Source organism: Streptomyces sp. NPDC057474 (assembly GCF_042802555.1).
Taxonomy (GTDB): Bacteria; Actinomycetota; Actinomycetes; order Streptomycetales; family Streptomycetaceae; genus Streptomyces.
In genome coordinates this window covers 1-3,827 of sequence record NZ_JBHVDX010000427.1, presented here as the reverse complement: position 1 = coordinate 3,827, position 3,827 = coordinate 1, and the positions used below count along the sequence as shown (strand labels likewise).

At 70.6% G+C, this 3,827-nt stretch carries 2 protein-coding genes and 1 pseudogene; all 3 read left to right on the top strand.

The features are described 5' to 3' along the window. Positions 1–514: 514 nt before the first annotated feature. A complete protein-coding gene (locus ACFU53_RS47190) occupies positions 515–1,753 on the top strand; it encodes a serine/threonine-protein kinase (RefSeq protein WP_384006587.1) in 1,239 nt (412 codons plus the stop codon). Positions 1,754–1,967: 214 nt separating this feature from the next. Continuing rightward, complete coding sequence (prfB, locus tag ACFU53_RS47185) at positions 1,968–3,074, top strand: peptide chain release factor 2 (protein ID WP_384006584.1); 1,107 nt, start codon at positions 1,968–1,970, stop codon at positions 3,072–3,074. A gap of 355 nt (positions 3,075–3,429) precedes the next feature. Next, a pseudogene (locus ACFU53_RS47180) lies at positions 3,430–3,827 on the top strand (hypothetical protein); the annotation flags it as partial.

Sequence of the window (3,827 nt, the reverse complement as noted above, 5' to 3'; positions counted from 1 at the left end):
CCCGCCCACCTGGCGACCCGCCGCCCGGCCACCCGCCCACCTGGCGGCCCGGCTTCGCGGCCGTCCGCACACCCGGCGACCCGCCGCCCGGCCGCCTGGCCGCCCGCCCACCTGGCGGCCCGGCTTCGCGGCCGTCCGCACACCCGGCGACCCGCCGCCCGGCCGCCCGGCCGCCCGGCCGCCTGGCCGTCCGCCCACCTGGCGGCCCGCCCACCCGGCCTCGCGGCCACGGTCCTCCGCTCCCCCGCCTCCAGTTCCAACCGTCCGCCACAGTGGCCCGGCTCGGCCCGGCCTCCTGGCTTCAGACCTTTTCCTGCCCGGCTCCCGGCGTCGACCTTCATGCTCAGGCCCTTCACCCGGTGTCCCGCTTCGGCTTTCCGGTCGGCGGGCGTGGCTTCTGGTCGCCAAGGTTGGGGATTTGTCGATATCTGAGGGGTGATTTCCGCCTCGGCGGTGAAGGTTGGGTCTCGGGGCGCGTAGCTTTGTCGCCAACACGCGGCCTGTAGGAGCAGTCTTGGGACGGAAGATCGGAAGCCGGTACACCGCGAACCAGATTCTGGGGCGGGGCAGCGCCGGCACGGTGTGGCTGGGTGAGGGCCCGGAGGGCCCCGTCGCCATCAAGCTGCTGCGCGAGGACCTCTCGTCCGACCAGGAACTCGTCAGCCGTTTCGTCCAGGAGCGCACCGCGCTGCTGGGCCTCGACCATCCGAACGTGGTCTCCGTACGCGACCTCGTCGTCGACGGCAACGACCTCGCCCTCGTCATGGACCTCGTCCGGGGCACGGACCTGCGCACCCGCCTCGACCGGGAGCGGCGCATGGCCCCCGAGGCGGCGGTCGCCATCGTGGCCGACATCGCGGACGGCCTGGCGGCGGCGCACGCGGCCGGGGTCGTCCACCGGGACGTGAAGCCGGAGAACGTGCTGCTGGACATGCAGGGCGCACTGGGCCCCGGCGGTTCACATCCCGCCCTCCTCACCGACTTCGGCGTGGCCAAGCTGATCGATTCTCCTCGCCGCACCCGTGCCACGAAGATCATCGGTACGCCGGACTATCTCGCCCCCGAGATAGTCGAGGGCCTGCCGCCCCGCGCGGCCGTGGACATCTACGCCCTCGCGACCGTGCTGTACGAGCTGCTGGCCGGCTTCACGCCGTTCGGCGGCGGGCACCCCGGTGCCGTACTGCGCCGCCACGTCACCGAGACGGTCGTCCCGCTGCCCGGCATCCCCGAGGAGCTGTGGCAGCTGCTCGTGCAGTGCCTCGCCAAGGCGCCGGCCTCACGGCTGCGGGCGTCCGAGCTGGCGGCACGGTTGCGGGAACAGTTGCCGTTGCTGGCGGGGATGCCGCCGCTGGACGTCGACGAGCCGGGGACGGAGTCGGGGGACGGGTACGAGGAGGCTCCCGCCGAGGCGGAGGCGCCGCGGGAGCGGGTGCGGCGGGGGGCGGTGCCGTTGGTGCCGGGAGCCAAGCCGGACTCCAACCGGGACACGCACACGTCGATGCGGGTGCCAGGGCCGGACGAGCTGGCGGGGGGAGCGCGCGGGACCGCGCGGGTGCCGCGGACGCCGGGGGCGCCTCGGCCGGGGTCGGCGCGGAATCGGGGGAGTGCGATTCGGCGCCGGCGGATCACGTTGAGTGCGGCGGCGGTGGCGTTGATCGCCGCGGTGGTGGTGGGGACGTGGGCGGTCACCTCCGGGGACGACGACGGTGGGGCGCCGACCGACACGAAGAACTCGGCGCCGGGGAACCCTTGAGTCCTTCGGGCGCCTGATAGCTCGGGGACGACGGTGATCGGCGGGGGCGGGTGAGCACGGGGCGCGGCCCCTGCTTTTCAGGGGCGCGGGGAACTGCGCGAGCGATCACACACCACCCGCAGCCGAAGAGCCCACCCGGGCGGCAGCCCCAGGGCAGGGGTCCGGCGGGGGCGCACCCGCATGGCTCGCCCGGCGGAGCCGTTAGGCTGGGGGCGTGGCAGTCGTCGATGTATCCGAAGAGCTGAAGTCCCTCTCCTCGACCATGGAGTCGATCGAGGCCGTTTTGGACCTCGCCAAGCTGAGGGCAGACATCGCCGTGCTCGAGGAGCAGGCGGCCGCGCCGTCCCTGTGGGACAACCCGGACGAGGCGCAGAAGATCACCAGCAAGCTCTCCCACCTCCAGGCCGAGGTCAGGAAGGCGGAGACGCTGCGCGGTCGCATCGACGACCTCGGTGTCCTCTTCGAGATGGCCGAGGAGGAGGACGACCCGGACACCCGCGCCGAGGCCGAGTCGGAGCTGACCTCCGTCAAGAAGGCGCTGGACGAGATGGAGGTCCGCACCCTCCTGTCCGGCGAGTACGACTCCCGCGAGGCCCTCGTCAACATCCGCGCCGAGGCCGGTGGCGTCGACGCCGCCGACTTCGCCGAGAAGCTGCAGCGGATGTACCTGCGCTGGGCGGAGCAGAAGGGCTACAAGACCGAGGTCTACGAGACGTCGTACGCCGAAGAGGCCGGCATCAAGTCGACCACCTTCGCCGTCCAGATCCCGTACGCGTACGGCACGCTCTCCGTGGAGCAGGGCACGCACCGGCTCGTCCGTATCTCGCCCTTCGACAACCAGGGGCGGCGGCAGACCTCCTTCGCCGGTGTCGAGGTGCTCCCCGTGGTCGAGCAGACGGACCACATCGAGATCGACGAGTCCGAGCTGCGGGTGGACGTCTACCGGTCGTCCGGGCCGGGCGGCCAGGGCGTCAACACCACCGACTCCGCGGTGCGCCTCACCCACCTCCCCACCGGCATCGTCGTCTCCTGTCAGAACGAGCGGTCGCAGATCCAGAACAAGGCGTCCGCGATGAACGTCCTCCAGGCGAAGCTGCTCGATCGGCGCCGCCAGGAGGAGCAGGCCAGGATGGACGCGCTCAAGGGCGACGGCGGCAACTCCTGGGGCAACCAGATGCGTTCGTACGTCCTGCACCCGTACCAGATGGTCAAGGACCTCCGCACCGAGCACGAAGTCGGCAACCCCGAGGCCGTGTTCAATGGCGAGATCGACGGCTTCCTGGAGGCCGGAATTCGCTGGCGCAAGCAGCAGGAGAAGTAACCGCCGTCTGAGCGGGAACGGCTGCGGGAACAGCGGCGACGTAATTCCCGGACAATTTCAGCACTTTGTCGACAAGGCAACTGTCTTCCACTGGAGGGCAGTTGCCTTGTCTGCGTGGGGATGTCTGGGTCTTACGTCACACTCACATGTCGTTGCCGCGGTCAAATGCGGTGAACGGGACATCGCGTACGCAACGACCTTGACGTTGCTGCGAAAACTGGGAAAGGTGACGTATGGCATGCGCATTACTGGGGCGCATGTGAACCGGGGGACTTCGACCCAACCGACTGCTCCCGTTGATCGCGGCCCCGGGCGTTGCTCCATTCACTGATGAGCTACTGGGGGTAGCAGCCATATGACGAAGAAGACGCGGATCCGCGTGGCGCGCATAGCCGCGGGGGCCGTGATCGCCGCCGGCGCGTCGCTGACCGCCGCGGGTGCCGCTTCGGCGCTGGACCTCGGCGTCGGTGTCGGTGTCAGCACCGACGACGGTGGTTCGGTCGAAGCTGGTGTCTCGGTCCAGACCGGCGACACCGACGGCAACACCATCATCGGTGCCACCACCACCACCACCGGCGGTACGACCACTGACGGCGGTACGACCACGGACGGTGGCACGACCACCGATGGCGGTACGACCACGGACGGTGGCACGACCACCGATGGCGGTACGACGACCGACGGTGGCACGACCACCGACGGCGGTACGACCACTGACGGTGGCACCACCACTGACGGCGGTACGACGACCGA